This is a genomic window from Streptomyces sp. TSRI0107 (assembly GCF_001905845.1).
GTDB lineage: Bacteria > Actinomycetota > Actinomycetes > Streptomycetales > Streptomycetaceae > Streptomyces.
The window spans coordinates 18,039-42,659 of record NZ_LIVZ01000010.1; the positions used below are offsets into that span (position 1 = coordinate 18,039).

Annotated in this window: 19 protein-coding genes; 9 read left to right on the top strand and 10 right to left on the bottom strand. The window is 73.8% G+C overall.

Going from position 1 to position 24,621, the window contains the following annotated elements; genetic code table 11:
- Nucleotides 1–14: 14 nt before the first annotated feature.
- Nucleotides 15–857, bottom strand: coding sequence for a hypothetical protein (locus tag AMK31_RS25970; RefSeq protein WP_073943080.1), 843 nt, complete (start codon nucleotides 855–857; stop codon nucleotides 15–17).
- 5 nt (nucleotides 858–862) lie between these two features.
- A complete protein-coding gene (locus AMK31_RS25975) occupies nucleotides 863–1,249 on the bottom strand; it encodes a hypothetical protein (protein WP_073943081.1) in 387 nt (128 codons plus the stop codon).
- A gap of 65 nt (nucleotides 1,250–1,314) precedes the next feature.
- On the opposite strand from AMK31_RS25975, the gene AMK31_RS25980 reads away from it, so the two are divergent.
- On the top strand, nucleotides 1,315–5,739 hold the full coding sequence (locus tag AMK31_RS25980; RefSeq protein ID WP_143204257.1) for a CHAT domain-containing protein: 4,425 nt from the start codon (nucleotides 1,315–1,317) through the stop codon (nucleotides 5,737–5,739).
- A 40-nt stretch (nucleotides 5,740–5,779) separates the two neighbouring features.
- Here AMK31_RS25980 and AMK31_RS25985 read toward each other — a convergent pair whose 3' ends face one another.
- A complete protein-coding gene (locus AMK31_RS25985; protein ID WP_073943083.1) occupies nucleotides 5,780–6,892 on the bottom strand; it encodes an ABC transporter substrate-binding protein in 1,113 nt (370 codons plus the stop codon).
- A gap of 149 nt (nucleotides 6,893–7,041) precedes the next feature.
- Between AMK31_RS25985 and AMK31_RS25990 the strand changes: the two genes are divergently transcribed.
- A complete protein-coding gene (locus AMK31_RS25990; protein ID WP_073943084.1) occupies nucleotides 7,042–7,773 on the top strand; it encodes a flavodoxin family protein in 732 nt (243 codons plus the stop codon).
- On the opposite strand, the gene AMK31_RS25995 is transcribed toward AMK31_RS25990, so the two are convergent.
- Complete coding sequence (locus AMK31_RS25995) at nucleotides 7,713–8,615, bottom strand: DUF72 domain-containing protein (RefSeq protein ID WP_073943085.1); 903 nt, start codon at nucleotides 8,613–8,615, stop codon at nucleotides 7,713–7,715. The two genes, AMK31_RS25990 and AMK31_RS25995, sit on opposite strands and share 61 nt — an antisense overlap.
- Nucleotides 8,616–8,834: 219 nt before the next feature.
- The gene (locus tag AMK31_RS26000; RefSeq protein ID WP_073943086.1) at nucleotides 8,835–10,457 is read right to left on the bottom strand and encodes an alpha/beta hydrolase; all 1,623 of its coding nucleotides are present in this window, start codon (nucleotides 10,455–10,457) and stop codon (nucleotides 8,835–8,837) included.
- A gap of 297 nt (nucleotides 10,458–10,754) precedes the next feature.
- Here AMK31_RS26000 and AMK31_RS26005 point away from each other — a divergent pair, with 297 nt between their 5' ends.
- Entirely contained in the window at nucleotides 10,755–14,876 is a 4,122-nt protein-coding gene (locus AMK31_RS26005) for a bifunctional nitrate reductase/sulfite reductase flavoprotein subunit alpha (protein ID WP_073943087.1), read from the top strand.
- A gap of 24 nt (nucleotides 14,877–14,900) precedes the next feature.
- Here the strand turns inward: AMK31_RS26005 and AMK31_RS26010 are convergent, their stop codons facing one another.
- The gene (locus tag AMK31_RS26010) at nucleotides 14,901–15,188 is read right to left on the bottom strand and encodes a DUF4190 domain-containing protein (protein ID WP_073943088.1); all 288 of its coding nucleotides are present in this window, start codon (nucleotides 15,186–15,188) and stop codon (nucleotides 14,901–14,903) included.
- 280 nt (nucleotides 15,189–15,468) lie between these two features.
- On the opposite strand from AMK31_RS26010, the gene AMK31_RS26015 reads away from it, so the two are divergent.
- Both AMK31_RS26015 and AMK31_RS26020 read left to right on the top strand, forming a co-directional pair.
- The gene (locus tag AMK31_RS26015; RefSeq protein WP_073943089.1) at nucleotides 15,469–15,954 is read left to right on the top strand and encodes a hypothetical protein; all 486 of its coding nucleotides are present in this window, start codon (nucleotides 15,469–15,471) and stop codon (nucleotides 15,952–15,954) included.
- A gap of 76 nt (nucleotides 15,955–16,030) precedes the next feature.
- Complete coding sequence (locus AMK31_RS26020; protein WP_073943090.1) at nucleotides 16,031–17,545, top strand: SPFH domain-containing protein; 1,515 nt, start codon at nucleotides 16,031–16,033, stop codon at nucleotides 17,543–17,545.
- Nucleotides 17,546–17,572: 27 nt separating this feature from the next.
- Here the strand turns inward: AMK31_RS26020 and AMK31_RS26025 are convergent, their stop codons facing one another.
- Nucleotides 17,573–18,130 carry a TetR/AcrR family transcriptional regulator gene (locus AMK31_RS26025; RefSeq protein WP_073943091.1) on the bottom strand — a complete coding sequence of 186 codons (558 nt, stop codon included), beginning with the start codon at nucleotides 18,128–18,130 and terminating at the stop codon, nucleotides 17,573–17,575.
- A gap of 127 nt (nucleotides 18,131–18,257) precedes the next feature.
- Here AMK31_RS26025 and AMK31_RS26030 point away from each other — a divergent pair, with 127 nt between their 5' ends.
- Both AMK31_RS26030 and AMK31_RS26035 read left to right on the top strand, forming a co-directional pair.
- Nucleotides 18,258–18,923: an FMN-dependent NADH-azoreductase gene (locus tag AMK31_RS26030; RefSeq protein WP_073943092.1), complete on the top strand. Its 666-nt coding sequence runs from the start codon at nucleotides 18,258–18,260 to the stop codon at nucleotides 18,921–18,923.
- Nucleotides 18,920–19,243 (top strand): DMT family transporter, encoded by a 324-nt coding sequence (locus AMK31_RS26035; RefSeq protein WP_073943093.1) that lies wholly within the window; start codon nucleotides 18,920–18,922, stop codon nucleotides 19,241–19,243. The genes AMK31_RS26030 and AMK31_RS26035 overlap by 4 nt, the downstream gene beginning before the upstream one ends.
- 22 nt (nucleotides 19,244–19,265) lie before the next feature.
- Here the strand turns inward: AMK31_RS26035 and AMK31_RS26040 are convergent, their stop codons facing one another.
- On the bottom strand, nucleotides 19,266–20,474 hold the full coding sequence (locus AMK31_RS26040; RefSeq protein WP_073943094.1) for an MFS transporter: 1,209 nt from the start codon (nucleotides 20,472–20,474) through the stop codon (nucleotides 19,266–19,268).
- Nucleotides 20,475–20,698: 224 nt separating this feature from the next.
- Here AMK31_RS26040 and AMK31_RS26045 point away from each other — a divergent pair, with 224 nt between their 5' ends.
- Complete coding sequence (locus AMK31_RS26045) at nucleotides 20,699–22,192, top strand: DUF5933 domain-containing protein (RefSeq protein WP_079186934.1); 1,494 nt, start codon at nucleotides 20,699–20,701, stop codon at nucleotides 22,190–22,192.
- 27 nt (nucleotides 22,193–22,219) lie between these two features.
- Here AMK31_RS26045 and AMK31_RS26050 read toward each other — a convergent pair whose 3' ends face one another.
- Entirely contained in the window at nucleotides 22,220–22,525 is a 306-nt protein-coding gene (locus AMK31_RS26050) for an SHOCT domain-containing protein (protein WP_073943095.1), read from the bottom strand.
- 43 nt (nucleotides 22,526–22,568) lie between these two features.
- Entirely contained in the window at nucleotides 22,569–22,946 is a 378-nt protein-coding gene (locus tag AMK31_RS26055) for a DUF6325 family protein (RefSeq protein ID WP_385312829.1), read from the bottom strand.
- Nucleotides 22,947–23,166: 220 nt separating this feature from the next.
- Between AMK31_RS26055 and AMK31_RS26060 the strand changes: the two genes are divergently transcribed.
- The gene (locus AMK31_RS26060; RefSeq protein WP_241842723.1) at nucleotides 23,167–24,537 is read left to right on the top strand and encodes a hypothetical protein; all 1,371 of its coding nucleotides are present in this window, start codon (nucleotides 23,167–23,169) and stop codon (nucleotides 24,535–24,537) included.
- The last annotated feature ends 84 nt before the right edge of the window (nucleotides 24,538–24,621 follow it).

Below are 24,621 nucleotides of genomic sequence, written 5' to 3' on the forward strand. Positions count from 1 at the left end.
GCACGGCCCGGAAATCAGGGCTGGATGGTGCCGCGGCCCGAGGCCTGGCAGGGCGGCTGCTCCGATTCCCGCAGGGTGAACGCGGCCTCCGTCACGCGGCACAGCGCCTGCACCGCGTGGCGGAGCGAGCGCCAGGAGGCCAGGCCGAGGAGGACGCCGGCCGGGGCGGCGGGCCACCACCAGGCGCCGAGCACGGTGAACGCGAGGCTCCAGGCCAGCGCCTCGCAGGCGGCGTCGTAGGCGTCGCGGGCCTCGGACAGCGCGGCGCGGGGCGGGTCCTGGGCGCCGAGCAGGAGCGCGGTCCAGCCGGTCACGACGTCGCCGCCGGTGTCCTGAGCGACGTTCGCCTCGGTGCGGCGGAACCGGTCCCCCGACCAGGTCGGCGACCCGGGCGGTCCGGCGGCCCGGGCGCGGGCCGCCCGCGCGTCGAGCCGGTCGGCGCGCAGCGCGCGGCCCGCGGCGCGCGCCCGCACGGACTCCCTGGCCAGGGTGTCCGGTTCGACCCAGCGGCGTACCCGCCACGCCGTCACCCGCCGGCCCACCGGCATCAGCCACCACGGCCAGGCCCCGGACGCCAGCGCCCCGATCGCGGCGCCGGCGTAGGGCACCGCGAACGCGGCCGCCACCACCGGCACCGCGAAGAGCACGATCGAGGCGACGGCGTCCGCGGAGAGGCCGCCGCCCATCTGCAGCGCGTCGGCGATCCGTTCGCGGGCGAGCGCGATGTCGTCCCAGTGGGCGTGGCCCAGCTCCCCGCCGCCGACGACCGCGACCACGACGAACAGGGCGGCGGGCAGCAGCCGCCGCAGGAACCAGCGGTCCGGTATGCGTTTCTGCAGTTCGACGAGGAGTCCCATCGCCGTCAGCCGTCCACCAGGCGCATCGGGCCCCCGCCCAGCGCACAGGACGGCGCCGGGGTGGAGGCGCCGTCCCGCAGTTCGACGCGGGCGCAGCGGCTCGTGGGGCAGACCCAGCCCGACGACCGGGGGGTGGGGGCGCCGGGCCAGTCGCCCACGCCCATGGTGGCGGGCAGCCCGAGCCCGTTCGGGATCCCGGCCGACTCGACCGCGTCGTGCAGGGCGCGTACGGCGTCCCGCCACTCGGTGCCGGCCGGGTCGGCGTCCCGTACGACGGGGAAGGCCGACTCCCAGACGGCGGGGGCGATCAACGGGCGCAGCTCCCCGGCGTTGCGGCACAGGTATTCCACGGCGTCCTCGTACACCCTGCGCGCCTTCGCCCCGTCCGCCACGACGGCCTCCCGGAAGTCCTGAGAACCACTGCTCTCTGACAGTCAGTCAGACTAATGTAAGAACGATGTCCGAGCTTCGGGAACGAGTGGTCGCACGCATCCTCACGGCTCAGAACGCCCGCGATCCCGCGGTCCTGCGCGATCAGGAGGCGGTGGCCGACGCGCTGGCCCTGCTGCGGCAGATCGCGCCGTCGCCCGACGAGCTGATCGACCTCGACCCGCTCGCCGCCGTCTTCTTCACCTTCTGGTTCCGTCACCTGGGCGCCGAGGACCCCGACGCGGCACGGAACCTCACCGTCGTGTTCGGCACCTTCGGCTTCCTGTGCCCGCGGGTCCCCGACCCGACCGGGCTGCCCGAGGACCTGAGGGAGGGCTTCGATCCCGCCGACCCTTCCCATGACGCGCGGTTCGCCCACCTGATGAGCTCGGTGTTCGCCGAGGCCGTGGCCGAAGGGCCGGAGCGGGAGCGGGACGCCGCGCTGGAGTCGGCGCTCGCCTGGTCGGACACGGCACTCGAGTACGTACGTCCCGAGGACGACGCGGGTTTCGTGGAGCTGGCCGTCCACGCCCACGACCTCCACCTGACCCGCTTCCAGCGGGCGGCGGACCCCGACGGGCTGGCCGCCGCGGCCCGCTACGGGCGGGCGGTGTGCACGCGCCTCGCCACCGCCGGACCGGACCTGTTCGAACCCGGCGTGGCGCGGGACGTCGCCGCGGCGACCCTGCGCACGGTGGTCGACGCGGCACGGCTGCTCGGCGCGCCCCCGCTCGCCCTCGTCGAAGAGGTGGCCGGGGCCGCGCCGGACGGCGCCCTCACCCCCGAGACCGCCGAAGGCCTGCGCTTCCTGCGCCTGCTGGCCGCCCAGCCCCTCACCTGGCCCGGCGAACGCGACCTGCACGTCGGCGCGGCCATCGCCGACGCGGGCATCGCCGAGCACGACGCGGGCCGTATCGCCTGCGCGGTACGACGGCTGCGCGCGGCCCTCGACGGCACCCCCGCCGCCCACCCCGCGCACCGCGCGGTCACCACCGCCCTCGGCCGGGCGCTCGCGGCGTTCGCGATGGAGCGGGACGACGAGGAGGCCGCTGTCGAAGCGGCCGGACTGCTTTCGTCATCCGGTGCGCTGAGCGACGAGCAGCGGGAAATGTTCGCCACCTACCGGGAGTTGCAGGAGCTGAGCCGCAGCGAGGGCCCGGGCGACCTGGACCGCGTACGGTCGTTGATCGGGCGCCTGGTCGGGCAGTACCGGGAGCACACCGCGCGCGAGGGCGACGGCGAGGGCGGCCCGGCCGCCGTCGACATCGACATCGAGACCGCCGACCTGGCCGCCGGGTTCGAGCCCGACGACACCGCCGACGAGCGCATCGCCCGCTACCGCACCGCTCTCGCCGCCGTCCCCGCCGACCGCCCGAACCGCCGCGCCTACGTCGCCGTACTGGCCGCGCTCACCGGAATGCGGGCGAAGGCGCTGCGCGGCGGCGCGCCCGCGCGGGCCGACCTGCTGGCGGCGGAGTGCCGGGAGCTGACCGGGGAGGCGACGGACGGCGCACCGGACGGTTTCCTCGCCGCCGACCTGCTGCGGCGCGGCATGTACGAGGCCGCGCTGCCCGTCGCCGTCATGGCGGTCGGCGCGGCGGGCCCGGACGGCACCGGCGATCCGGACGACGAGACCCGCGCGGCGGTCGAGCGGCTGCTCCGCGCGGCCGAGGTCCGCCTCGACGAAGACACCCTCGACGACGACATCGAGATCATCCGGGAACTCCTCGACGGCCTGGGCGAGAAGGACGCGACCATGCGCCCCTACCTCGCCGCCGCGCTCGCCAACGCCCTGTCCGCCCGCGCCGCCGTCCGCCCCGACATCGCCACGCTCGAAGAGATCGTCGAGCTGATGCGCTACGCCCGCGCCAACGCCTCCGACCTGCCGCCCGGTTCGGACCGGACGCTCGCGGACGCGCTCACCGTCCTGTCGATGCGCGGCTTCGACGCGGAGGGCGCGCGTGAGGCGGCGTACCTGCTCGCCTCGGCGTCCGGCGCCCCGCTCCTGCCGGCCGTGGAGGGGGAGCCCGGACCGGACGACCCGGCGGTGTCCCAGACCGACCTGGAACTCATGGCGGCCCGCACCGAGTTGCACAACGCCCTCCAGAACTACCTCTTCGGCCATGAACCGGCCCAGCTGGAGAAGGCCCGGCAGATCGCCCACCGGATGCGGGACGTCATCCGCGCCGCGCCCGCGGGAGACGAGACGCCCTGGTACGACCTGATGGGGGACGCCTACGCCGACCTGGTGGAGACCGTGGGACCGGGCGGCGGCCCGCGCATGGACCTGACCGACGCCCTGGTCGACCAGTGCCGGGCGACCTACGCCAGGTGCCGGCCCGGGCACCCGATGCGGCCGATGATCGCGATGACCCTCGGCCGGGCGCTCGCGCAGCGCGCCTTCGCACTGCGCGCGTCCGAACCGCGGCGGGCCGAGGCCCTGGTGGCCGAGGCGGAGGAGCTGACAGGCGTCCTCACGGAGGAGACGCCGCCGGGCTCTCCGGTCGACGTGGGCGCCACCATGCGGACGTTCCTCGAACTGATCGGCCGGGGCCGGCTCCCGGAGGCGATCACCGCACCCCGCCCGCCGGACGCGCCCGGCACCGAGGAGGACGGCACCCGCGCGGACGACGCCTCGCAGGACCTGCTCTCCGCGCTCCTCGGCCCTCTCAAGGCCCGCCTCGACGGCATGGCGTCCCCAAAGGCGTGGCGCGACCCCGGGATCCCGGTGTGGATGCGGGCCCACGGCGAGATCGGCGCCGCGGCCGGTGCGCTGGGCGGGGAACGACCCCGTGTCGGCCTGGCCCTGGACCATCTCGAAGCGGGCGTGGAGGCCATGGCCGGTCTCACCGACCGGGGCAGCGACCAGGCCTCCGCCGAGCACGGTCTGTCGACGTTCGAGGGGGACATCCGGTCGATCACCGAGCTGGTCCTGTGCACGCTCCAGGGCCGCGAGTACGCCGCCCGGCTCCCCGCGTACCTGGAGACCGTGGAGGAGGCGCTGCGGGAGGCGGAGGCGGGCCGGGTTCCGCCCGCACCGCCGGGCGCCTTGGACGTCACGTTCGCAGGCCCGGACGTCGACCGCGCCCTGGAGCTGCTGGAACGCGGCCGCGGACTGCTGCTCGCCCGGCGGATCGAGGCCCGCGCCGACATCGGCGACCTGCGCTCGGCGCACCCCGGACTCGCCGACGAGTTCGAGCGGCTCACCGAGGAACTGGACGCGCGGCCCGGCACGGCCGGCGCCGGAAGCGCCGAGTGGGCCCGGCTGGCGGGCCTGCGCGCCTCCCGCGACCTCGACGCCCTCATCGAGCACATCCGGACGCTGCCCGGCTTCGAAGGCTTCTTACGGCCCCTCGTCGCCGACCGGTTGAGGGAGCTCGCGGCCGACGGGCCCGTGATCGTCCTCAACCACGGCGGCAACCGCTACTGCCACGCCCTCGTCGTGACCGACCGGGCGATCACCGCCCTGCCCCTCGAAGCCGAGGCCGACGAGATCGCCGAGACGGCACGGCGGCTGCGGGACGCGGTCGACGCCATCAACGCGCAGGGCACGGCGCGGCCGTCCCCGCTCCAGCTCGTCGCCGCCGGGAACACGGTCCGGGAGACGCTGGCGTGGACCTGGCACAAGATCGTGCGGCCGGTCCTGGAACTGGTCGGCTCCGCGGCCCCCGTCGCCCGCGACGCGGAGTGGCCCCGCGTCTGGTGGGTCCCGACCGGCTCCTTCAGCGCCCTGCCCCTGCACGCCGCCCAGTGCACGGCACCCGACTGCCCGCTCGAAGGGTGCGGCGCCGCACTCGACGCGGTGGTGTCGTCGTACGTGCCCGGCCTGCAGACCCTGGCCTACGCCCGTGCCCGCGCCCGTGACCGCGACACGGCCGACCACGGCAGTGCCCTCCTGGTCGCCGCCCCGGAGGACGACCTCCCCGGGGTCGCGGCGGCCACCGAGCACGCCGCCGCCCTCCTCGGCGCACCGCGGCCGCTGATCGGCGCGGCGGCGACCCGGGAGGCCGTGCTCACCGCGCTCCACGACACCTCATGGGCCCACTTCGGCTGCCACGCCGCCACCGACCCGACGGAACCCTCCGGCGCCCTCCTGCACCTCCCCGGCGGCGAGTCCGTCACCGTCCTGGAGATCTGCCGGGCCCGCCCGCGCTCGGCCCGGCTGGCCTTCCTGGCGGCCTGCGGCACCGCCCGGACCCCCGAGCGCCTGACCGACGAGGCCATCCACATCACCAGTTCCTTCCTCCTGGCGGGTTTCCCCGCAGCGGTCGGCACCCTGTGGAAGATCGACAGCACCCACGCCGACCACGTGACCCGCGCCTTCTACCGGCACACGACGGGCCCCGCCCCGCTGACCCCCGCCCACGCCCTGCACACCACCCTCCGACAGCTCCGCCGCCGGATCCCGGACCGCCCGCACATCTGGGCGGCGTACGTGCACGCGGGGGCCTAGCGGGGGGGCGGTGTGCCGGTCCGCGGCCGTGGGGCGCGGGTCAGCCGGCGTGCAGGACCCGGAAGCGGTCGGGACGTGCCGGGTCCCGGTCCACGACCTGGGCCGGTGGCCAGGCCCACTGCCAGACGCTGATGCCGGGCGTGCGGGAGAACCGGATCTTCCCGCGGGTGCCCTCGACGGCGACGCGCGGCCAGGATGCGGCGATGCGCGCACGGTCCGGGCCGTGGGCACGCAGCACGTCGGCGAGGACGGTGACCGTGTCGTAGCCCTCGAACGCGACGAAGGAGGGCGCTTCCGCCAGCCGTTCACGCAGGGCCGCCCCGACGCGCGTGCCGAGCGGGCCGAACTGCTCGGGCAGGTAGCGCAGGAAGGGGACCCCGGCGCCGTCGTCGCCCAGCAGGGCCGCCCATTCGGAGAACTCCGGCTGCCCGGCGGGAGCACCCAGCAGGACGTCGGCGAGGCGCTGGTCGCGGCGGACGGCCCTGACGATCGGCACGGCCGGCTCCGGGAAGCCGACCAGCAGCAGGAGGGCTGTCGCGCGGTTGTCGGCGAGCGCATCGCACAGGGCCGCGGGGGTGAGGGTGCTCGCGTCGAGTTCGACGACGGTGCCGCCGCGCGGAGCGAGGTGTTCGCGGAGGATGCGGGTTCCTGACGCCCAGTAGACGCTCGGCTGGGTCGCCACGGCTATGCGGCTGTGGCCGGCGCCGAGGAGGAAGTCCGCGTAGAGCCGCCAGCCGTGCGACTGCGCCGGGGCGAGGCGCGCGACCCGGTCCGTCGGCTCGTCGGTGAGCGCGTCGAGAACCCCCGACGAGCACAGGAACGGCAGGCCGAGCGCGTCGGCCCTGGCGGCGGCGGCCCGGGCGACGACGCTGTGGTACTCCCCGGCCAGCGCGGCCACGCCCAGGCGGGCCAGTTCGTCCACGGCCGCCGCGGCCTTCAGCGGATCGGCGGCGGTGTCCCGCACCACCAGCTCGAGCGGCCGTCCGCCGATCCCGCCGGCGTCGTTGACTTCGCCGACGGCCAGTTCGAGACCGGCGAGCAGATGCCAGCCCGCCTCGACCCAGCCGGGCGGAGTCAGCGGAACGAGAGCCCCGATCCTGACGGTTGACGCGTCGGCGTGTTCCGCCGCGAGTCGCGACGATGGCGTGTTCATGTGTCGGCATCCCCCCTGTGTCGACGATCCGGCTGCCGTCAGCCCAAGATCAGCCTTCCAGATCCGCACTCCGACGACCATGCCGGACCTCTGACCGCCGACCTGTGTCGAAACGGCACAAATCGGACTCCGCGCGAGACGCTGCACCCATGACAGGCACACCTTCCCCCGACGACCCCCACCGCTTCGACGACCTGACCGCCCTGTTCGTCAACTGCACCCTCAAACCGTCCCCGCAGCTCAGTCACACCCAGGGCCTGATCGACAAGAGCGCGGAGATCATGATGTCGCGCGGGGTCACCACGTCCGAGATCCGGGCCGTCGACCACGACATCGCGCCCGGCGTCTACCCGGACATGACCGAGCACGGCTTCGCCACCGACGAGTGGCCCGCGCTGTACGAGCGGGTGATGGCCGCGGACATCCTGGTCATCGCCGGGCCGATCTGGCTGGGCGACAACAGCTCCGTGACGAAGAAGGTGATCGAACGCCTCTACGCCTGCTCCAGCCTGCTCAACTCACAGGGGCAGTACGCCTACTACGGCCGCGTCGGCGGATGCCTGATCACCGGCAACGAGGACGGGGTCAAGCACTGCGCGATGAACGTCCTCTACAGCCTCCAGCACCTCGGCTACACGATCCCGCCGCAGGCGGACGCCGGCTGGATCGGCGCGGCCGGCCCCGGCCCGTCGTATCTCGACCCGGGCTCGGGCGGTCCGGAGAACGACTTCACCAACCGCAACACGTCCTTCATGACCTGGAACCTGATGCACGTCGCGGCCCTGCTGAAGCGCGCCGGAGGCATCCCCGCCTACGGCAATCAGCGCTCGGAATGGGACGCGGGCTGCCGTGCCGGCGCGGACAATCCCGAGCACCGCTGACCCCCTAGCAGCCGCGTCATCGCCTCGGCGGCCCGTACCGCCGCGTCGGCGCAGCAGTTGTTGAACAGGACGTGGAGCTGTTCGGTCCGCTCGGCGAGGTGGCGCAGGCGGGGGAGCCATTCGGCGAGTTCGGCGTCGTCGTAGGTGTGGCGGAAGCGGTCCTCCTTGCTGCCGGTTCCCCAGGCGGCGCTGCGTCCGTGGAACCGTACGACGGACAGCCGCGGCGAGGTGACGGGGACCACGGGCGGTATCGACGACGGCAGGGACCGGTTCATGTCCACGGCTACCGCGGCCATGCCGTACCGGGCGAGCAGCGCGCGCGTGGTCCCGGCCTGCTCCTCCCGCCACCACGCGGGGTGCCGGAACTCGACGGCGAGGGGCCACCCTTCCGTGCGGCGGGCGGTCCGCGCGAGAAACGCCTCGGCCCGCGCGCCGGGGCGGAACCACGGCGGGAACTGGAACAGTACGCTCCCCAGCCGTCCGGCCCGCCGCAGCGGTTCGGTCCCCGCGGCGAAGCGGGCCCACACCTCGTCGAGCACTCCCGGGTCGCGGCTGTCGGCGGGCAGGCCGTCCGGCATCGCCGCGCTCCGCGTGGGGTGCCCGGTGAGAAGGGAGAACGCCTTCACGTCGAAACGGAAGCCGTCCGGCGTGCGCTCCGCCCAGAGGCGGCTGTTCCGCTCGCCGGGGAGGGCGTAGTAGGCCGAGTCGACCTCCACGACCGGGAACCGCTCGGCGTAGTGCCGTAACCGCCCTTCGGCGTCCCGCCGCCCCGCCGGGTACCAGCCGCTGCCGACCAGCGCCCGATCGGTCCACGAGCACGTGCCCACGAGGATGTCACCCATGCCGTCCGGTTACCCGCCGCGCCCGCGATCGTGCACTCCGGCGCGTGACGCTCCCTATTAGGGGGTGTCTCGCCGATCATGCCGGGCTCGCGGCGCCTGGCACCGCGCCTCGCCGCGTTGTCGTCACTCGCCGATGCGCCGCATCGGCTCCCTCCTCCGCCTTGCGATGCACGGCACCAGACGCCGCTCCCTGATCCGGCCTGATCGACGAGACACCCCCTAGGGAGCGCCGGCCGTCCCGCCCCCGCCGGTGGCGACGCCGCCCTGCGGCTTGGACGTGGAGAAGGGCGGGGTGTCCTGTTCGCAGGTGGTGCCGGGCGGCGGGAGGGCGCCGTCGACGAGGTAGCGGCTCTCGTGGGTGCGGACGCAGGTGCTGGGGTTGTACAGCGCGGTGTGCCCGTACCCCTTGTTGGTGAGCAGGCGGGCGTCGGCCAGCTGCCCGGCCATGGCCTGCGAGGCCGCGTAGGGAGTGGAGGGGTCGTCGGTGGTGCCGACCACCAGGACGGGGTTCGCCGTCGCCTTGTCCCACGGGCCGCGGTAGCGGTTGGCGGCGACCGCCGGCCACCCGGCGCACGCCGCCCCGGCCCAGGCCCAGTGGCGTCCGAGGTCCCCCGCACGGTCGGCGGCGGTCTTCTCCAAGGCGCGGTAGGCGCCGAGGTCGCGCGGGTTGGGGCTGTCGGCGCAGAACACCGCGCCGGCCTGTTCGTCACCGAGGTACGGGTTCGGGTTCGGGACCGGCGGCGGGGGCGGAAGCGGGGTCGGCTGCGGCTGCAGGCCCTGCCACAGGGCCTGCAGCCGGCCGGCGAGGTCCGTCCAGCCGGGCTGGACGAGATAGAGGCCGTTCACCACGTCGCTGACCGTGAGTCCGTACGTCCAGGGCCCCACGGGACGCTCCTGGAGCCGCCGCATCAGCGTGTCGAACTTCTTCCGGGTCGCGTCCGCGCCGCCCGCCGAGAAGGCGCAGCGGTCGGTGGTGGCGGCTCCGCACAGGGCGAGGAACTTGTCCAGGACCGCCGCCGCGCCGCGGTCCGAGCCCAGGCGCAGGAACGCCGCGCTCCGGGGGTCGTCGGAGCCCTGGTTCGTCCACGCCCGCGGGTCCCAGTTGCTGTCGAGGACCATGGCGCGGACCTTGCCGGGGAAGAGGTTGGCGTAGGTGGCGCCCAGGATCGACCCGTAGGAGACCCCGAGGTACGTGAGCTGCGGGTCACCCACCGCCCGGCGGAGGTGTTCGAGGTCGTACGCGGTGTCGGCGGTCGACACGTGCCGCAGCAGCTCGGGGTCGCGCCGCTCGCAGCGCCGGCCCAGGTCCTGGTAGGCGGCGGTCCACGCCTTCTGCTCCTTCTCGCCCACCGGTACGCCCGCCGGTTTGCCGACGGCCCAGTCGGCGGCCTCCTCGGCGCTGCCGAAACAGTTCACCGCGGTGCTGCTGCCGACGCCGCGCGGGTCCCAGCTGACGATGTCGAACCGCTCCCGCACCTCCCGCGGGAACTTCTCGTACGCCTGCGGCATCTGGACCGTGCCCGGGCCGCCGGGTCCGCCCGGGTTGAAGAACAGGGTGCCGATGCGCCGTCCGGGGTCGGTCGCCTTCCGCTTGACGACCGCCAGGTCGACGGTGCGGCCGCCGGGGTGGAGGTGGTCCAGCGGCACCTTCGCGGTCGCGCAGTCGAACGGACTGCCCTGGACGCAGGGTTTCCAGCCCAGTTCCGGCGCGGGCTCCGCGGGCGTCGGCCCGCCGGCCGCGGCGAGGTTCGGCCAGGCCAGGGCCATCGAACAGGCCACCGCCGTGGCGATGGCCACGGCACGGGTCCGCCGGCGGCCCGCCACCAGTCCGGATATGTGCATGCCTCGTCCTCCACGTCCGAGCGCCCGACGCCACTCCGGTGCGGACGACGGCACGCGTCCGTGCCAACATCACCGCCGCCCGGAGCGGCCCGCGAGCCGGACACCGCCGAATGGCGGAGCCGCCGCCGACCGGCGCGGCCACCGCTCACACCGGGCCGCCCGCTCCTGTGCGACGGGCGTAACCCCTGCTGATCGGGCGCGGAGACACCGGCGTAATGCGTGGTTCGTACGGTCGGGCCAGGCGGGATCGGACCCAGGGCCTGTCTGACAGGCCCTGGCACAGCAAGGGAGGCGCCCGTGGCCGCGCCGGGCTCGCGGAGCGAGGGCACGACCAAGGTGCGGACGGTCTGCTCGTACTGCGGTGTGGGCTGCGGCCTGGTCCTCGACGTCGGCACGGGACCGGACGGACGGCGTACGGTCCTGAAGGCGACGGGTGACAAGGAGCACCCGGCGAACTTCGGCCGGCTGTGCACCAAGGGCGCCACCACCGCGGACATGCTCGCCGCGCCGGGGCGGCTGACCACCGCGCTCGTCCGGCCGGACCGCGGCGACGAGCCGCGCCCCGCGTCCGTGGCGGTGGCCGTCGAGGAGACCGCCCGCCGGCTCCGCGCGATCGTCGACGAGCACGGCCCCGACGCGGTCGCCCTCTACGTCTCCGGGCAGATGAGCCTGGAGGCCCAGTACCTGGCGAACAAGCTGGCCAAGGGCTACCTGCGGACCAACCGGATCGAGTCGAACTCCCGGCTGTGCATGGCGAGCGCCGGCACCGGCTACAAGCTGTCGCTGGGCGCCGACGGGCCGCCCGGCTCCTACCAGGACTTCGACAAGGCCGACCTGTTCCTCGTCATCGGCTCCAACATGGCCGACTGCCATCCCATCCTCTTCCTGCGGATGATGGAGCGGGTGAGGTCGGCGGGCGCCAAGCTGATCGTCGTCGACCCGCGGCGCACCGCCACCGCAGCCAAGGCCGACCTGTTCCTGCAGATCGCGCCGGGCACGGACCTCGCCCTGCTCAACGGGCTGCTGCACCTGCTGCACGCGAACGGCCGCACCGACGCGGACTTCATCGCCGCGCACACCGAGGGCTGGGAGGCGATGCCCGCCTTCCTCGCCGACTACCCGCCCGCCACCGTCGCGGAGATCACCGGCCTCCCGGAGGACGACATCCGCGAGGCCGCCCGGCTGATCGGCGAGGCGGGGGAGTGGACGAGCTGCTGGACGATGGGCCTCAACCAGTCCACGCACGGCACCTGGAACACCAACGCCCTGATCAACCTGCACCTCGCCACCGGCGCCATCTGCCGCCCCGGCAGCGGGCCGTTCTCCCTCACCGGCCAGCCCAACGCCATGGGCGGCCGGGAGATGGGCTACATGGGGCCGGGGCTGCCCGGGCAGCGTTCCGTCCTCGTCGACGCCGACCGGGCCTTCGTCGAGGAACTGTGGGAGCTGGAGCCGGGGACCCTGCGCGCCGACGGCGTCGGCAAGGGCACCGTCGAGATGTTCCGGAAGATGGCCGACGGGGACATCAAGGCGTGCTGGATCATCTGCACCAACCCGGTCGCGTCCGTCGCGAACCGCAGGACGGTCATCGAGGGCCTGGAGGCGGCCGAGTTCGTCGTCACGCAGGACGTGTTCGCCGACACGGAGACGAACGCGTACGCCGACGTCGTCCTGCCCGGCGCGCTGTGGACCGAGACCGAGGGCGTCCTGATCAACAGCGAGCGCAACCTCACCCTCGCCCGCCCGGCCGCCGACCCGCCCGGCGAGGCGACCGCGGACTGGCGGCTCATCGCCGCCGTGGCCCGCGCGATGGGCTACGAGCAGGGCTTCGCGTACGACAGCGCCGAGGAGATCTTCGAGGAGATCAAGCGCGCCTGGAACCCGGTGACCGGCTGGGACCTGCGCGGGGTGAGCTACGAGCGGCTGCGGGAGACGCCCGTGCAGTGGCCGGCGGCGAGCCCCGACGGCCCCGACCGCAACCCGGTCCGGTACGTCGACGCGGACACCGCGGGCGGGGCGCCGGTCTTCCCCACCGCCACCGGCCGCGCGGTGTTCCACGCCCGCCCGCACCTCCCCGCGGCGGAGATGCCCGACGACGACTACCCGTACGTGCTCAACACCGGCCGCCTCCCGCACCAGTGGCACACGCTGACCAAGACGGCCAAGGTCGCCAAGCTGAACAAGCTCGACCCCGGGCCCTTCGTCGAGGTGCACCCGGACGACGCGGCCCGGCTGGGCCTCGCCGACGGGGACTCGGTGGAGGTCGCCTCGCGGCGCGGGCGGGCCGTGCTGCCCGCCGTGGTCACCGACCGGGTGCGGCCGGGCTGCTGTTTCGCGCCGTTCCACTGGAACGACCTGTTCGGGGAGTACCTGAGCGTCAACGCGGTGACGAGCGACGCCGTCGACCCGCTGTCCTACCAGCCGGAGTTCAAGGTGTGCGCGGTGTCGCTGACGAAGACGGCCACGGCGGTGACCGTTCAGGTCCCGGCGCCGGCGGGCACGTCGGCCGAGTCAATGGCTCCGGTCCCGGCCCCGGCGACGGCGGCGCTCGCGCCGTTCGGGCTGGCCCCCGCGCCCCTGCCGCCGGTCCTCGCCGAACACGAACGCCGGTACCTGACCGGCTTCCTGGCGGGCATTCCCTCGGGCGCCCCGGGTGTGCCGGTGCTGCCACCCGACGCCCCGTTCAGCCCCGAGCACGCTCTGTGGGTGAACGGTGTGCTGGCCGGGATGTACTCCAGGGCCGAGGCGTCCCCCGCGTACGGCGTCGGCGGCGGCCCGTCGGCGTCCGCCCCGTCCGGGGCCGCCCCACGCCGACAGGTCGTGATCCTGTGGGCGTCGCAGACCGGGAACGCCGAGGAGTTCGCGTCCGCGGCGGCGGAACGGCTCACCGCGGACGGCCACCCCGCCGCCCTGCTGCCCATGGCGGACGCGAGCCTTGCCGCGCTGCCGTCCGACGCCGACCTGCTGCTGATCACCAGCACCTTCGGCGACGGCGACGCCCCGGACAACGGCGCCGGCTTCTGGGACGCCCTCGCCGCGCCCGACGCCCCGCGCCTGGAGGGCAGGCGGTACGCCGTCCTGGCCTTCGGCGACTCCTCCTACGACGACTTCTGCGGCCACGGACGGCGCCTGGACCGCCGTATGGAGGAGCTGGACGCGGTACGGCTGGCGCCGCGCACCGACTGCGAACCGGACTACGAGACCGAGGCCGAGGCCTGGCTCGAACAGGTGCGCACGGCGCTGACGGACAGCCGCCCCGCACTGCCGGCACCGGCCCCGGCGGCCCCCCGGCCCAGCCGGCCCGCCCCCGTCACCGCCCGCCTCACCGGCAACCGCCTGCTCAGCCTGCCCGGCGCGGGCAAGGAGGTCCGCCGCTTCACCTTCGACACCAGGGACAGCGACACCCCGCTGGTCTACGAGGCCGGGGACGCCCTCGCCGTGCACCCGGCCAACCAGCCGGAGCTGGTGGCCGAGTGGCTGGCCGTCACCGGCCTGGACGCGGACGCGGCCGTGCGGGTCGGGAACGCCGGAGACATGCCCTTCGGCGAGGCCCTGCTGCGCCGGCTCGACATCACCCGCGTCACACCCGGCCTGCTGCGCTTCGCCGCCGACCGCGCCCGCGACCCGCGCGAGCTGCGCAAGCTGCTGCGCCCGGACAACAAGGGCGAGCTGGCCCGCTGGTCCTGGGGACGGCAGGCCGTCGACGTGGTCGCCGAGTTCGGCATCCGGGCCGGGGCACAGGAGTGGGCGGACGCGCTGGGGCGCCTGCAGCCCCGCCTGTACTCCATATCCTCCAGCCCGCTGACCGACCCCCACCTGGTGTCGCTGACCGTCTCCGTCGTCCGCTACGAGAACCTGGCCGGCCGCCCCCGCCAGGGCGTCTGCTCGCCCTTCCTCGCCGACGCCGAGCCGGGCACCCCGGTGCCGGTCCGTGTCCGGCGGGCGACGCACTTCCGCCCGCCGGCCGACCCGGCCACACCGGCGGTGATGGTGGGCCCCGGCACCGGCGTCGCGCCCTTCATGGGCTTCCTGGAGGAACGCCGGGCCCGTGGCCACCGCGCCCCGAACTGGCTGTTCTTCGGCGAACAGCACCGGGCGACCGACTTCTACTACGAGGAGGAGCTGGCCGCCTTCCTGGCGGACGGCACCCTCACCCGCCTGGACACCGCCTTCTCCCGCGACCAGCGCGCCAAGGTCTACGTCCAGGACCGGATGCGTGAGCACGGCCCGCTGCTGTGGTCGTGGCTGCGGGACGGCGCCCGCTTCTACGTCTGCGGTGACGCCTCCCGCATGGCCAAGGACGTCGACGACGCCCTGCGCGAGATCGCCGTCGTCCACGGCGGCCTCGCGGAGGACGAGGCGGCGGCGTACGTCGAACAGCTCGCCGCCGACAAGCGCTACGTGCGTGACGTGTACTGACCGACGGGACGTCACCGGCGGCCGTCAGCCGCCCACGTACCAGCTGAAGCCGTCGTTGCTGGCGGCGAGGGCCAGGAGGACGAGCCAGAGGACGATGTCGACGACGCCGAGGATGATGCCCGCCTTCGCCATTCCGGCGCCGTTCTTCACCGCTGCCTGACGGCGGGCGACGGCACCGAAGACGATGGCCAGGGGGCCCAGGACGATGTTCAGGAAGAACAGTCCGACGATGCCGCAGCACAGGCTCGCGATCGCCAGGCCGTTGGTGCGCGATCCGGAGGACGCGGCCGGGGAACTGCCGTAACTCGTCATTGCATACTCCCGATTGTCGATGGCACGGACCGAACGGGCCGTATGGGCCTTTCTGTTGACGTGCCGCACGAGTCCCCCTGCGAGCCGCTTCCATGCCTGCGCCGTGCGCGGACGCCGAGTGTGGACGCCGAGTGCCGACGTCGGGGTGCGTCGGCGGGCGGCATGAAAAGCACCGGAAGGTTGCCGGAAGCAGGCAATGCGGCCCGCGGCACCGGCGTGTGAACATGCGTTCGCAACGGGGGAGCAGGGCAGGGACCGCATGGGAAGGCGGTGAGCGCGGATGGCCTGGTTTCTGGGTCTCGGCATCACGGGGGCCGTCCTTCTCATGCTGTCCCTCGTCCTGGACGGAGTGCTGGACGGGCTCCTCGACGGGCTGCTGTCCCTCCCCGTCGTCGCCGGGTTCGTCTCGATGTTCGGCTTCTCCGGCGCGATCGCCCTGGGTACGACCGGGTGGGGCGTGGCCGGCGCGATCCTGGCCGGGGTGCCGGCGGGGGCCGTCACGGGATGGTTCGCGTACCGCCTCGGCCGGGCGCTGACGGACGACCGGTCCGGGGCCGCGCTCCGCGACGACGACCTGATCGGTGCCTCCGGTTCGGTGGTGACCGCGATCCCGGCCGACGGCTACGGCGAGGTGCTGGTGCGTCTGGCGGGGCAGCCGGTGAAGCTCGCGGCGAGGAGCCCCGTCCCCGTGGCCCGCGGCGCCGAGGTCTGGGTGTCGGAGGCGCTGTCGGCCACGGCGGTCTCCGTACGCCTCGTCGAACGCTGACGCGCGTCCTTCTCCGCTGCCCGTCCGCAACCCTTGTCGATTCGCCGTCCCCGTGGGAGGGCTGAGGGGAACCGTCATGAGTTCAGTCGTCATCGCCGTGGTGGGAGTGGTCGTACTCCTCGTCCTCGTCGCACTGGTCGTCGTCAGCCGCTACAAGGTGGCCGGTCCGAGTGAGGCGTTCATCGTCACCGGGCGGCGCGGCAAGAAGGCCACCGATCCGGAGACCGGCCGCGTCTTCACCGACAACAGCGGGCAGAAGGTCGTGGTCGGCGGCGGTGTGTTCGTCGTGCCGTTCGTGCAGCAGCGGTTCACCCTCGACCTGTCCTCACGGCACATCCCGGTCGCCGTGCGCGGCGCGGTCACGCTGCGCGGGGTGAAGGCCAACCTGGAGGGTGTGGCGATCGTCAAGGTCGGCGGCACCGAGGACTCCATCCGCGCCGCCGCCCAGCGGTTCCTGATGCAGCAGGACGGCATCGTCGGCTTCACCCAGGAAGTGCTCTCCGGCGCGCTGCGCGCGATCGTCGGCCGGATGTCGGTGGAGGACATCATCCGGGACCGGGCCGCGTTCGCCGGGCAGGTGGCGGAGGAGGCCGAGGCCAGCCTGTCCGGGCAGGGGCTGGTGCTGGACGCCTTCCAGATCCAGGACATCACCACCGAGGGCTCCTACCTGGAGGACCTGGGCCGGTCCGAGGCCGCGCGGGCCAGGCAGGAGGCCGACATCGCGGAGGCCGTGGCCCGGCGCGCCGCCGAGCAGGCCCGGCTGAAGGCCGAGGAGGAGATCGCCGTCGCCCAGCGGACCTTCTACCTCAAGCAGGCGGAGATCAAGGCCGAGACCGACGAGGCCGCGGCCCGGGCCGCCGCCGCGGGCCCGCTGGCGGAGGCCGCCCGGCAGCAGGAGATCCTCACCGAGCAGGAGAAGGTCGCCGAGCGGCAGGCCGCGCTGACCGACCGCCAGCTCGACACCGAGGTCCGCAAGCCCGCCGACGCCCAGCGGTACGCCGCCGAACAGGAGGCCGAGGCCAGGAGGGTGGCCAGGGTCAAGCAGGCCGAGGCGGAGCGGCTGGCCGGCATCGCCGCGGCGCAGGCGGAGGCGGAGCGCGCCCGGCTGACCGGTGAGGGCGAGAAGCAGCGCCGCGGCGCGCTGGCCGAGGCCCAGGCCATCGAAGGGCTCAAGCAGGGTGAGGCCGAGCGGTCCCGGCGCGCGGCGATCGCGGAGGCGGTCCGGCTGGAGGGTGAGGCGGAGGCCGCGGCGACCGGGGCGAGGGGCGCCGCGGAGGCCGAGGCGATGCGCAAGAAGGCCGACGCCTTCGCGCAGTACGGTGACGCGGCCGTGCTCCAGATGCTGGTGGAGGTGCTGCCGCAGGTGGTCGCCAAGGCGTCGGAGCCGCTGAGCGCCGTGGACAAGATGACCGTCATCTCCACCGACGGGGCGAGCCGGGTCACGCGCACCGTCGCCGACAACGTGGCCCAGGGCATCGAACTCCTCGGCTCCACCACCGGAGTCGACCTCACGGAACTGCTCCGGGGCATCACCAGCCGGGTCGGCGGCACGCCCGCCGAGGCCGACGGCAGGGTGGAGATCACCGGCTGACGGCCGGGCGGTACGGCGGTCCGCCGGTCAGGGCGTGGCCGCGTGGGCGAGCCGGGTCAGCGCGGTCTTGAGGCGGTCGGTCGACAGCCCCTGGCCGCGCTGATGGAGGAAGACCTCGGGTGCCAGCGGCGCCAGCAGCGCGTCCGCGAGGGCTTCGGGGTCGGGTGTGCCCGCCTCCCGCAGGAGCGCGAGGACGTGGGCGCGCCAGAAGCCGTAGGCGCCGACGGCGAAGCGCTTCGCCCCGGCCTCGGCGCCCAGGACGAGATGGCCGTGCTGCTCCAGCAGATCGATCATGGCCGTGAAGAAGGCGGTCAGGCGCTCGCGCGGCGGCGCACCGGGCCCCAGCGGGGGCGCTCCCTGCAACAGCTCGCCCTGCAGGAGCCGTTCGTGCTCGTCGAGGAGCGCCGCCGCGATCGAGGTGACGTCCGGGTAGCGCCGGTAGAGCGTGCCCCGGCCGACGCCGGCGGCGCGGGCGATGTCCTCCATCGTGACCGCGCGAGGGTCCCCGGCCGCGAACAACCGGGCTGCCGCGTCGAGCACCTTGGCCCGGTTCCGTGCGGCGTCCGCGCGTTCCTTCGTCTCCACGGGAGTCAGCCTACGTGAGCCCGCCGGAATAACTGGACGGGATGTCCGGTTGCTACAGTCGTCCACGCAACCGGACGCGCCGTCCGGTTAATGCTCCGTGTTTTCTCCATGAGGCAGGAGTCATCCCATGGCCACCCGCGCACAGACCTTGCTGCACCTCGACGCCAGCGCCCGCCGCCGGTCCTTCAGCCGGGAGCTCGGTGACGCCGTCGCCGCCGCCTGGCGGTCGTCCCGCCCCGACGGCAGGTACGTGCACCGCGACCTGGCGCTCGCCCCGGTTCCCCAGATAGCCGAGGCGTGGACCGAGCTGTGCGACTACGTGCTGGAACACCGGATCACCGACATCGCGCGGTACCGGGAGGCGGTGCGCACCCCCGCCCAGGCCGAGGCCTGGGCCGTCGTGGAGCCGCTGCTCGACGAACTCGTCGCCGCCGACGCCGTACTCATCGCCACCCCGATGTACAACTTCTCCGTCCCGGCGTCGCTCAAGGCGTGGATCGACCAGGTCACCTTCCCGAAGATGTCGCTGGCCGGACGGCGCTTCGTCGTGGCCTACGCGCGCGGCGGGGCGTACGGGCCCGGCACCCCGCGTCACCCGCACGACCACCAGGAGCGCTATCTGCGTGACTTCCTCACCGGCCACTTCGCGGTGCCCGACGAGGCGATGACCTTCCTCGGCACCGAACTGGTCAACTCCCGGGTCGATCCCGCGCTCGCCGCCCGCCGCGAGGCCCACGACGCGTCCCACGCCGCCGCGCTGGCCGCGGCCCGGGACATCGGACGGTCGCTGTGAGCTGGCTGCTGCTCGTCGCCGCGGGCCTGGTCGAAGTCGCCTGGTCGCAGAGCATCAAGCCCACGGCCGGCTTCACCCGCCCGCTGCCCACGCTCGTCTCCGTCGCCCTGGCGGCCGTCGCGGTCTACCTGCTGTCCCTGGCCATGAAGGGGCTGCCCGTCGGCACGGCCTACGCGGTGTTCACCGGGATCGGCGCGGCCGGCGCCATCACCCTGGGCGTCGTCGTCCACAAGGACCCCGTGAACCTGGGCCGCGTCGTCGCGCTCGGCCTGATCATCGGGGGCGTGGCGCTGGCCCGCGCGACCACGCCGGACGTCTGACGGACGGCGGCCGGTCCGCCCGTCACGGCCCTTCCTCCCGCGCACGGGCCCGAGCGGGCCTCCCGCGGGCGACGAGACACGCCGGTACGGCCACGGCGGCGCCGGCGTACAGCAGCGCCGGGTAGTCCAGGGCGTGCACGATCTGCCCGCCGACGGCACCGGCCAGGGACAGGCCCACGAACAGCGCCCCGTTGTTCCACGACAGCATGGCCGTCGCCCGCTCGGGGAACAGATCGACCAGATGACGCTGCTGGGCGGGGAAGAAGGCGTAGGCGGCCAGTGCGAACAGGGCCAGCGCGCAGGCCAGCGCCCACGTGACGGGGAAGACCAGGGCCACGACGGCTTCCAGCACGGCCGTCAGCGCCAGCGCGGTCCTGGTGACCCGCACGGGCCCGGCCCGGTCGGCGAACCGCCCGCCCAACTGCCCGCCGACGACGGCACCGACGCCGTACACGACCAGCAGCCAGGTCACGGCGGTGCTCCTGCCGTCGGCGTGCAGCGCGACCGCCAGGAAGGTGTAGAGGCTGTACACGGAGAACGCCCACAGAGCCGTCACCGCGACGGCGGACACGGCGACGCCCGTCCCGGGACGCCCGGCCCGCCGCGGCACTCCCGGCGGGCCGGCGTCCGCCGGGACGGGGCGGGCCCGCCAGACGAACGCGTGAGGGAACGCCAGTACGAATGTGCCGGCGGCGAGGATGACGAAGGCGGCCTGCCAGCCCACGTACCGCCCCAGCAGCGACCCGGCCGGCGCGCCCACCCACAGGGCGGTCAGCAGCCCCGACCCCACCACGGCCAGCACCTGCGCCCGGGCCCGCGGCCGCGCACGGGTGCTGACCAGGGCGTACACGGTGGGCCCGGTCGCCGCGGCCGCGACGCCCGCCACCACGCGAGCCGCCAGCAGCGCGCCGAAGCCCGGCGCCAGCGCGGTACCGACGTTGGCCGCGGAGAACAGCACCAGGGCCACCACCAGGACCGTGGCGCGGTCCCGTCGGTCGGAGAGCCAACCGGCGAACGGCGAAGCCACCACGTACGCGACGGAGAAGGCCGTGACCAGCAGACCGGAGCCGGCCGTGGAGACGTCGAAGGACGCGGCGATGTGGGGGAGCAGCGGCGCCACCACGAACAGGTCGGTCCCCACCAGGAACTGTGTCAGCCAGGCCAGCACCACCGGCCCGGCGCCCAGGCCGGGCACCGTTTCTCCGGCCGGCTCGCCGCGGGGCGGGTGCATGGTCCGACGCTAGGTCCTCCACCGGGACGCGGCCATCGGGGACGTGCCGGGCGTGGCAGGGTGTTCAGCCGTCGGCCCGCACCACGCCGACCACGCTCCGCTAGCATGTTCGAACTCGCGACGAACACCGTTATCGCCCGTCGCTCACCGGAAAATTGGTCGAACAATTGATACCTAGAGCATCGCGGGTGTCTTCGCGAACAGACGGCGAAAGCGCGCCCTCCATGTGGCGTCGGCCCCGGACGATCCTGTGGGCCGCCGCGGGTGTGGTGACCCTCGGATTCCTCGTCGCGCTGGAGGTCGCCGCGCGGCATTACGGCGTGCCGGGGCCGATCACCAACCAGACGCGAGAAGTGATCTTCCCGCCCAAGTCGGGTGGTCTGCTGTACGCCAGCATGGCGCTGATGATGGTGGTGCTCACCTGGCGGCAGCGGCTCGTCGCGCTCGCCGCCGCGATCGGCATCGACCTCGCCTTCCTCCTCGTCCGGTGGGCGACCGACACCAAGATCACCGAGGGTCATCCCTTCGGGAACGGCGCGTTGCTGGTGATGCTGGGCTGCGCGGTCCTCGCCGTCACCCGCCGCACCGGCCGGGAACGCGCGCTGCTGCTGAAGGGCGTCGGGCTGGGCCTGCTGCTGATGACCGGCCGCAAGACCGGCGACACCTGGCTGCTCATCACCGCGAAGACCCGCCCGACCGTGCTCGACGAGTACGTGGCGACCGCCGACCAGGCACTGGGCAACCCGTCCTGGCTGGTGGGCCGGATCGTCGAGGCCACCGGCCCGATCGGCTTCAACACCCTCGACTTCGTCTACGGCCAGCTCCCGGTGGCCGCCGTCATCGTCGCCCTCTACCAGCTGCGCCACGTGGCGATCGAGCGCCGCTTCCCCCGCCACCACCTGGTCCGCAGCTTCCTGATGATCGGGCTCCTCGGACCGGCCGTCTACATGATCTACCCGGTGGTCGGACCGATCTTCGCCTTCGGCACCGGCACCGAGCACTGGGCGTCGGTCAGCCTGTGGGCGGACACCTGGCCCACCCGGCAGTGGGCGGTGGCCGAGATCTGGCCGACGACGCCGCCGCCGATCGGCACCCCGCACCCCATACCGTTCGACGAGGCCACCCCGCGCAACTGCATGCCCAGCCTGCACACGGCGTGGGCCGCCGCGATCTTCATCCACACCCGCAAGGGCTCACGCGTTCTGCGCCACGCGGGAACGTTCTGGCTGGTCGCCACCCTCTGCGCGACGCTCGGCTTCGGCTACCACTACGGCGTGGACCTCGTCGCCGGCGTGGTGTTCGTCCTCACCATCGAGGCGGCCCTGCGCGCGCTCGACCACGGCTGGGACCGCTCGGGAACCCGGCTGGTCGCTTACGGCGCGACGGTCTTCGCGGTGCTCCTGGTGTCGTACCGCTACCTGCCGACGGCGATGGCCAGGCTCCCGTGGCTGTTCGGACCGCTCCTCGTCCTGGCGATGGCCTCGATGATCTACGGCTACGTCCGGACCACCGCACGATGGGCAGCCGAAGCCGAAGCCGAAGCGGTACCCGATGCGGTACCCGAAGTGGAAGTCCTGCCCACGCCTCCCGTGATACCCGCGGCGCGCGCCCCCGAGCCCGAGCCGGTCGAACCGGCCGCCGGGGGGACTCCCGGGGGGACTCCCGGGGAGACGCCGCCCTCGGCCTCGGCGCCCGGCGTCGTCGACGCCGGGCGTTGACGACCGACCGGCCGAGGTCGGGCCAGGTCAGGCTTCCAGGACCCGTCGCTTCTGTTCCTCGAACTCCGCCTCGGTGAGCACCCCTTGGGCCTTGAGATCGCCGAGCTGCTTCAGCTGGTCGATCTTGTCGGTCATGTCGGGGACCGGCGGGGCGGCAGCCGGGGCAGCGGCCGGCTCGGCGTAGGACGCCGGTTGAGGCGCGGGCGCCTCGTACGCGTAGGACTGCTGTGCGGCCCACCGGCCCTGCTGTCTGCGGGAGACACGGTTCGACACGGCGGTCGCCGTCCCGGCGACGACGGCGGTGCGCGCCACTCCGCGGAGAAGACCTGGCATGGCAGTTTCCCTCTCGTCCGTCAGCCGTGATCGGTGGCCGCGCTCACTGCGCGGCCTCGGTCGCCTCGAGGGCGGCGAGGAGGTCGGGCACCGGGATCCGCCCGGAGGCGACCAGCCGGGCACCGCCCCGGCGAAGGGCGGCGGCGAAGGGCGCGGCCCAGACGTTCTCGTAGATCAGGACGCCGGCGGAGCTGCCGGGTTCCAGCACGGAGGCCGCCTCCTCGAGGTCGTCCTGGCCCAGCAGCCCGGACGACGCGCCCTCGAAGACGGCCAGGTCGAGTGCGCCGTCACCGGTGAGGTCGGCGATCTCCATGCCGGTGACGGTTCCGTCCTCGTCCTTCCTGACGAACATCAGGTCGAGGATGCGGATGAGGCCGCGGTCGACCAGGTCCACCAGGATGGGGAAGCCCTCGCCTGTCATCCGGTTGCCGGGAAACTCGACGACGAGGTAGTCGATCGGGCCCACTTCTGCTGTTTCGTCGGTCACGGTGCCACCTCTGGTGCGCCTGGGCTGCCGCCAGTGACGTCCCCCCTCGCCTCAATTGCAGCACCGGCCCGCGGCGTCCGCACGCCGGTGCGCCGTTCACCCGCTTGATACGCCCGGGTCGCGCACTTCCTGCCGCGCCAATCTGCTGGTGGCCATGAGTGATACCGGTGACGAAGAGCTCTCGGCCCGGGAGCGCGACGAGCTGGACGAACTGCGGAGCCGGGTGACCGCCCTGGAGGGCGCCGCCACGCCGCCGCGGCGGCATCACCCGTTCCGCTCGATCGGCTCGGTGCTGCTGATCCTCCTCGCGGCGCTGCTGTCGCTGCTGTCCGTCGTCGCGGTGTGGGCGAACAGCATCGTGCAGGACACGGACCGCTACGTCGCCACCGTCGGGCCGCTGGCGAGCGACCCCGACGTACAGCAGGCGGTCACCAACCGGGTCACCGACGCCGTGCTGTCGCACGTCGACGTGAAAGCGCTGGTCGGCCAGCTCACGGACGCGGCGTCGGAGCAGGGGGTGCCGCCGAGGGCGGCCGAGCTGCTGAAGAACCTGGACGGCCCGATCGAGAGCGGGCTCAAGCAGCTGGTCAGCGGTGCGGTGGAGCGGGTCGTCACCAGCAGCGCCTTCGAGAAGGTGTGGGTGGAGGCCAACCGCAGGGCGCACTCGGCGCTGGACGAGGCGCTGACGGGCCAGTCCGACGCCGCCGTCCAGCTGAAGGACAACCAGGTCGTCATCGACATCGGCCCGATCGTCGAGCAGGTCAAGACCCGGCTGGTCGACGCGGGCTTCTCGCCCGCCGCGAAGATCCCGGAGGTCCACACCGACTTCGTGGTGTTCGCGTCGAAGGAGATCGGCGAGGTCAAGACGTATGTGAGGGTGCTGGAGATCCTGGGCGGATGGCTGCCCCTGATCGCGTTGCTGGTGGCGGCCGCCGGTGTGTACGTGGCGTTCAACCGCCGGCACGCGCTGATCGGGGCGGCCCTCGCGGTCTTCGCCGCCATGGTGATCCTCGGCATCGCCCTCACCGTCGCCCGCGACGTCTACCTCGACCACCTGCCGCCGGGCACGTCCCAGGCGGCCGCGGGAACGGTGTACGACGCGCTGATCAAGTTCCTGCGGGCCGGTGTGCGGGCGCTCGGTGCCGCCGCCCTGTTCACCGCCGCCGGCGCCTTCCTCGCCGGCCCGTCCCGGATCGCCGTGCTCACCCGCACGGGCTGCCGCAGGAGCATCGGCAGCCTGCGCGACGTGGCGGCGTCCGCCGGGTTCCGTACGGGGCCGGTCGGCCGGTTCGTCCATCGCCACAAGCGCTGGATCGGCGTCGTCATCCTGGTGGTCGCGGCGGTCGTCCTGTTCACCTGGCACTACCCGACCACGGCGGTCGTGGTGTGGACCGCGGTGATCACGCTGGTGGCCCTCGCGATCCGCGAGTTCCTGGACGACCCCTCCCCACCGCCGGCCGGTTCCGCGGCACCGCCCGGTCCCCCACCGCCGGCCGGCTCGCCCACCGATGCCGCCGCTCGCTGAGGCTTTACGTCGGGACAGGGCCGCGCCATCCGCCAAGTCGCCCTCCGATATCCCGAATGTGTAGATTTGTACGACCGGGTACAC